Genomic DNA, 6,476 nt, shown 5'->3' on the forward strand with positions numbered 1-6,476 from the left:
GCGCTCCCGCTCCGCGTGAGCGCTGGCGAGAGGCTTCGCTTCTCGCCCAACCCCGCTGTTTCGCAGCGGGGTTGACGGGCCGTCCGCTGCGCTCCCGGCCTCTGTGGGACTTCGTCCCGCTGCCGGGCCTCCGCTTCGCTCCAGCCCGGTCGGCGGGTCCGCTGCGCTCCCCCGCCTAATGGTCCTTCCGGCTGCGCCTCCAGGACCTTGGGCCCGCTGACGCGGGCCAAGCTGGCGATAGGGAGGCTCGGTCGTAGATCGGCCTCATGGCTGCAGTGAACACGCCTCACCGCAGCCAGAGTAGCGGGGGCGAATACACCGCCCCCGCTCACTGTCACGTCTTTCCCGGCTCGATGTCCCGATCAGCCGTTGCCGTACCCCCCGCCCGAGGGGTCACGCAGTCCGGCAACACCGTCGGGGGTGCCGATACCGGTGGGGGCGTCGTAGCCCGGCATCGCGGAGAAGGCCCCGGCCATGCCGGTGGTGATGTCGAAGAAGTCCTGCGGGTGGGCGTAGGGGTAGGAGTTGGGGAACGTGCCGGGAGCGGGGTTGCCGGCCAGCGCGTACATCCCCGCCACCAGCGGGGAGGCCACGCTGGTGCCGCCCGCGACCACCCAGCCGATGGAACCGTCGGGGATGGGGGATGAGGTGTACACCGCCACACCGGTGGCGATGTCCGCGACCGCGGAGACGTCGGCGATGGTGCGGTTGGTACAGATGGTGTCGTGCTGGAAGGCGGGCTTGGGTTCGAAGAGGGAGCAGCCGCATCCGGTGCCGTTCCAGGCTCTTTCCGTCCAGCCGCGACTGTTGTTCGCACGGAACAGTGAGGTACCGCCCACGGCGGTGACATAGGGGGAAGCGGGCGGATACTGCGTTACGCCTCCGTTGTCACCCGAGCTGAAGGTGAAGGCCACGCCGGGGTGGTTGAAGTGGAAGTCGAAGGCGCCCTCGAACGAGGCTTCGGGGAAGACCCAGCTGTTGGAGATGAACTTCGCGCCCTGGGCGACGGCCTGGTCGACCCCGCCGAACAGGCTGGGAGCCGTGGCGTCGTCGTCCTCGACGACCAGGATGCGGCAGTTCGGGCAGGAGGCGCTCACCATCTCCACATCGATGGCCTCCTCCAACGACCATTCCGGGACGACGGTGGTCGGCAGGGTGCTGCCGCCGCGCTGGTTGATCACACGGAAGCAACCGCTGGCCGTGTTGCACGTCGGGAGGTGGAACTGGCGGCGGTAGGCGGCCAGGTCACTCTCCATGTTGGGGTGGTGATAGGCCACGTTGATGGCCACGGTCCGGTGCTGGCCGTTGGTGCCGGACAGCTTGTAGGCACTACGGATGTCGGACGGGCCGAAGCCTGCCGGCTGCGCACCCGGCGGGAGGGACGCGACGGGCCTGAAGTTGGGATTGAGCATGGCCAGACAGGCCGCACGCCGCCAATTGGACGTCGGCCGGCAAACCCGCATGGGAGGCAGCGGTTGGGGCCGGCCAGCAGCCGAACCGTGAGCCTGGACGACCGCTGGACGGTGGCCGGCGGGCCAGCCCTGGGGCTGGGCGGTCGCCGAAGCCGCCGCCAAGCCCACCAGCACGAAGACCGCGGCCAGCAACGACCGGATCAGACGGGCGCGGAACATGACACTCCTTCAGAGCCGGACGGGCGGCACCGTACTCGGGCGGACTGTCACCGCCTGGCCTTCGGGCTCGCGTCCTTGACCCGTCCCTCCCGGCTTTCCCCGCCGGTCCGCGCAACCCGTCACGGCGTCTGCCGCGCCGCCCACTGTCGACCCCCGGCCACGGGGCCGAATCCGAACAGCGCCTGACCACCCGTCGGATGGCGTACCGGAACCACCCGGACAGCAGATCCCCGGCCACCGGACGGCAACAACACCCATCGCCGGCTAGCGACCGACAGAGCACAAGGGTCGGATCCTGCCTGCCGGTCGGCCGGGGGTGACGGCTCGTCATGGTAGTGCCGCACCAGCAAGATCACGCTCTACAGCCGGAGTACCAAGGTTCCAGTCATGCTCGTGGGACTCCCTCGGCTTCTGTGCTTCAGTTTGAAATCGAGATAGACTTTGGAATGAGAAAAGACATCCAATGGAGAGGATATATACCGGTCACGGTGCGGGTTCACTGAACTGCTCAGCGTCCGACCAGCCTGACCAGTGCCGCTCATGAGCGGAGCACCGTAGCGCAACTCAACACGTCCATATGCAGGTTTCTCGCATCTCTGCCGCGTGGCACGTCCCGCACGGCCAGCATGAGAAGGCAGATCGGAGCAGGTTGAAAATGGCAGTGAAGGAACTCCGTCCTCACCAGCGGGAGGCCATTGACGCGGTACTGCGCCACCTGGAATTGCCTGCACGATCGACCGTGCCCGAGCGGGGGCTGCGGACTCAGGTGGTCATGGCGACCGGATCGGGCAAGACCCTCGTTGCCGTGCGCAGCGCCGAGGAACTGCGCGCCGGCCGGGTGCTGGTCCTCGTGCCCTCACTGGATCTGCTCGCCCAGACCGAGGCCGCATGGCGTGAGGGCGGCCGTACCGGGCCGGTGATCGGGGTCTCCTCCCTGCGCGGCGAGGAGGTGACATTCCCCAACACCACGGACGTGGGCGAGCTGGTCGCCTGGGTGCGCCCGTTCGACAAGGTCACCGTGTTCGCCACCTACGCCTCGCTCGGACTCGGCACACTGGAACGCGCCCACACCGCCGGCCTTCCCGGCTGGGACCTGATCGTGATCGACGAGGCACACCGCACCTCGGGACGGATCGGCAAACCCTGGGCCGTCGTCCACGGCAACACCCGCATCCCGTCTCTGCGCCGCCTGTACATGACCGCCACACCAAGGCTGTGGCAGCTGAACGACGACCAGGAGCAGGGCGCGCCGGGCGCGCCGGGCGAGCTGGTGGCCTCGATGGAGGACGATGCGGAGGGGCCGTTCGGGGCCCGCTGCTACACGCTGACGTTGTCCGAGGCGATCGACCGGGGCATCTGTGCGCCCTACCAGGTTGTGTGCCTCGACATCACCGACACTCAGCTGCAGGGCGCACAGCTCCTCGGTATCGAAGGCCGCACGGACCAGATCCGCGGGGCCCGGCTCGCCTCACTGCAGACCGCACTGGTGAAGGCGTCGGCCGAGGAGAACTTCCGGCGCACGCTCGTCTTCCACCACCTGGTCAAGGAGGCTGAGGCGTTCGCGGCCGGCCTCCCCGACGTCGCCGCGCGGCTAAATGTCGACGACCCCGAGCTGTACCCGGCCACGATCTGGGCCGACTGGCTGTGCGGCGACCACCGAGCCGACCACCGCAGGCGCGTCCTCACCGAGTTCGCCGACGGAATCGCCACCGACGGCACGGTCGTGGAGAAGAGCTTCCTGGGGTCGGTGAAGGTGCTCGGCGAGGGCGTGGACACCCGGGATTGTGACTCCGTGTACTTTGCGGACGTACGTGGCTCCATGCCCGACCTCGTCCAAGCGGTCGGCCGAGCCCTGCGGATGCAGCCCGGCGAGGGCAAGATGGCCTCCCTCGTGGTGCCGGTCCTGCTCGGCCCCGGAGAAACCGCGGACAACATGCTCACCTCCCGGGCCTACGGCGGCCTCGCAAAGCTCCTGGAAGCGCTCAGGGCGCACGACGCCCGCGTCGTGGAAGCACTGGCCCAGCCGCAGGCACCAAGCCGGGTCACAGGCGTGCAGAGCCGCAGCAGGCCCGAAGACGAGCAAGCCGACAGCGACCGGAGCGACCGACTCTCTCTGCCGGCCCGCGCCCTGCTGAAATTCTCCACGCCACGCAACCCCGCACAGCTGGCCGCATTCATCAACCTCCGCGTCCTCAACCCCGAACACACCCACTGGCGACGCGGCATCGAAGCCGCCGTCATCTACGCCCGCGAGCACGGCGACCTGCGCGTGCCGTTCACCTACCGCGTACCCGGCCGCGACGACCAGGACGCGGAAGCCGAGGGATGGCCGGCCTCACTCGCCTCCTTCCCACTCGGGCAGTGGATCGCCGACGCCAGGAGGTTCTACGCCCGCGGGGACATGGACGAGGACCGCATCGAGCAGTTGGAGAAGCTCGACATGGTCTGGTCGCACTACGACGTCGCCTGGGAAGAAGGACTCGCCGCCGCCCGTGGTTGGGCGGCCGAGATGGGCCATCTGCTGGCGCCAGCGGACGCCACGTTCCGGGGTTACCGAGTGGGCATCTGGCTGAAGAACGCCCGCGCCGCCGCCCGCCGAGCACAGGAGAACGAGAAGCGGCGTGAGGCCGGACTGCCCATTCACTCTGCTGCCGGCGCCCTGTCGGAGGAACGACGCGAACAGCTTGAAGACATCGACCCCGCCTGGTGCCCCACCTGGCCCGTGGCATGGCAACGCGCCTTCCACCTCACCCGGCTCCACCTCGAAGCCGACGGCACACTGCCGCTGGAGCCGGGAGGCGTCGTGTACCAGGGCGAGGACCTCGGACGGTGGGTCAGGTCGGTGAGGCTCGGCTGGGACACACTCACCACCGTGCAGCAGTGGATGTGCCAACACATCCTCGGTATCCAGCCCGCCAGCGAGGACGAGAAACCGAAACCCCGACGCAGCCAGGCCGACAAATGGACCCTCAACTACGCCGCCGCCAAGCAGTACTACCAGCGCGAGGGACACCTCCGAGTGCCCAGGAAGCACGTCGAACGGATCACCGGCGGCTATGGGGACAGCGAGGACAGGGAGGAACGGGAACTCCGGCTCGGGGCATGGGTCAGCAACCAGCGGTCCAGGGCCGCGACGCTGTCGCCAGAGCGCGTGGAGCAGCTCTCCGCCATCGGCATGCGCTGGACATGATTCAGTCCCAGTAGTCACTCACCCCGGCCGGTCCCGGCGGCATCACGAGGATTTCAGCTCAGGGCGGGATAGTCGCCGGCAGCGAGGTCGTCGATCAGGCTCGGGTGGGTGGGCTGCCAGCCGAACCGTTCCCGGGTCAGTGCGCTCGACGACGGCATGTCAAGGGCGAACACGCGACCGATGACGCCGAAGCGCTCAGGCGGCACCGACTCGACCGGCACCGCGAGAACACCGCCGATAGCCTCGGCCAGCGACCTCATGGTGTCGCCCTCGTCGGCTACCGCGTGCAGGACCGTGCCCGGCGCAGCGTCCTCGAGTGCGATGCGGAACAGCGCGGCGGCGTCAAGCCGGTTGACCGCTGGCCATCGCTGCGCGCCGTCGCCGACGTACGCTGACACGCCCGTTTTCTGCGCGGCGGTGATGAGCACTGAGCAGAAGCCGTATTGCGACCCGCGCTGGTGCACGGAGCGTGGCAGCCGCACGACAGAGGACCGGACGCCTTCGGCGGCCAGGGTCAGCACCACGTCGGAGGTGCGGCCGCGGCCACCGACCGGACCGTTGGTGGTGTTGGGGTCCTCCTCGGTGGAGGTGTGGCCCGGCATCATCGGCGTGAGGCCGGCATGTACGAACGGCTTGCCACTGCCTGCGAGTGCGGCCCCTAGGGTCTGCACGGCGCGCGCTTCCTCGTCCATGCCCTGCTCCAAGTTGCTCCAGTCGTTGCTGAAGGCCAGGTTGATGACACCATCGGCCTGCGTGGCGCCGGCGCGGACGCTGTCAAGGTCGGTGAGGTCGCCGCGCAGCGGCGTCCCGCCAGCGACGGCGACGGCCGTAGCCGCGGCATCGGAGCGGACGAGGCCGAGGACCTCGTGACCAGCGGCGATGAGTTCGGGAACGACAACTGAGCCGATGCTGCCGCTGGCGCCAGTGACGAACACGCGCATGGGAGGCTCCAGATGACTGCTGCGACGCTGCGTCGCAGGATAAGAACTGGCGGTCCGGGCCGTTCGGGCCGCCCGCCGCTGGAACATCCCCGACGAGGCGACCGCATCTTCTCAGCCCCAAATACCACTTTATCAGTGCATATATGTCGCGCTGGGAACCGGACGCGCGCGAGCGACTCGTTGTGGCCGCGCTTCAGTCGTTCTCCGAGCAGGGGTGCGACGAGACGACCGTTGCGGTGATCGCCGACCGGGCCGGGTCGGGGCCTGACCAGACCCGCTCCAGTCGTAGCTCGTGGTTCCCCGCTGCAGGTGGGCCCGACGGCCCTCGTCGGCGTCCAGGAAGTCGTCCGTGAACGGTTCGGCCACCGCGATGGCCGTCACCACGGCGTCGGTCAGTGCCCGGCTCTGGTAGTCACGGAATGCGCGCTGGTACTGCCCTGGCAATACCAGCGAGATCGCGCGGGCCCGCTCCAGCAGGTCGGCACTCGCCCGAAGCCGCAGGGGCCGGTCCTGGCGGGGATCCTTTCGCCAGCGCGGCGGCGGATAGCGCAGAACGGGGGAGATGTGGGTCAGCCTGTCGTCGGGATCCGTCTGCTCCTGCCGCTCGACATGCTCGGCCAGCAGCCGACGCACGGTCGCATCCCGCGAGGTGCCCTGTCTGGCCATGACCGCGGTCAGCGCATCGAAGGCGCACGGCGGGAGCCGGACGTTGGT

The 6,476-nt window shown here is 68.9% G+C and carries 3 protein-coding genes and 1 pseudogene; 1 reads left to right on the forward strand and 3 read right to left on the reverse strand.

All coding sequences use genetic code 11. From position 1 onward, the window contains the following. Positions 1 to 362 precede the first annotated feature (362 nt). Positions 363 to 1,631: a S53 family peptidase gene (locus ACWGJ5_RS46265; RefSeq protein ID WP_453315597.1), complete on the reverse strand. Its 1,269-nt coding sequence runs from the start codon at positions 1,629 to 1,631 to the stop codon at positions 363 to 365. A 655-nt stretch (positions 1,632 to 2,286) separates the two neighbouring features. On the opposite strand from ACWGJ5_RS46265, the gene ACWGJ5_RS46270 reads away from it, so the two are divergent. Next, the gene (locus ACWGJ5_RS46270; RefSeq protein ID WP_453315598.1) at positions 2,287 to 4,821 is read left to right on the forward strand and encodes a Helicase associated domain protein; all 2,535 of its coding nucleotides are present in this window, start codon (positions 2,287 to 2,289) and stop codon (positions 4,819 to 4,821) included. A gap of 53 nt (positions 4,822 to 4,874) precedes the next feature. On the opposite strand, the gene ACWGJ5_RS46275 is transcribed toward ACWGJ5_RS46270, so the two are convergent. Together ACWGJ5_RS46275 and ACWGJ5_RS46280 are read right to left on the reverse strand one after the other, a co-directional pair. After that, complete coding sequence (locus ACWGJ5_RS46275; protein ID WP_453315599.1) at positions 4,875 to 5,762, reverse strand: SDR family oxidoreductase; 888 nt, start codon at positions 5,760 to 5,762, stop codon at positions 4,875 to 4,877. A gap of 132 nt (positions 5,763 to 5,894) precedes the next feature. Further along, positions 5,895 to 6,476 (reverse strand): annotated as a pseudogene (locus ACWGJ5_RS46280) (hypothetical protein); the annotation flags it as partial.

Source organism: Streptomyces sp. NPDC054783 (assembly GCF_053611725.1).

Excerpts from the sequence above, each read along its gene's own strand:
- ACWGJ5_RS46265 (WP_453315597.1), bottom strand. The coding sequence starts at position 1,631 with ATGTTCCGCGCCCGTCTGATCCGGTCGTTGCTGGCCGCGGTCTTCGTG.
- ACWGJ5_RS46270 (WP_453315598.1), top strand. The coding sequence starts at position 2,287 with ATGGCAGTGAAGGAACTCCGTCCTCACCAGCGGGAGGCCATTGACGCG.
- ACWGJ5_RS46275 (WP_453315599.1), bottom strand. The coding sequence starts at position 5,762 with ATGCGCGTGTTCGTCACTGGCGCCAGCGGCAGCATCGGCTCAGTTGTC.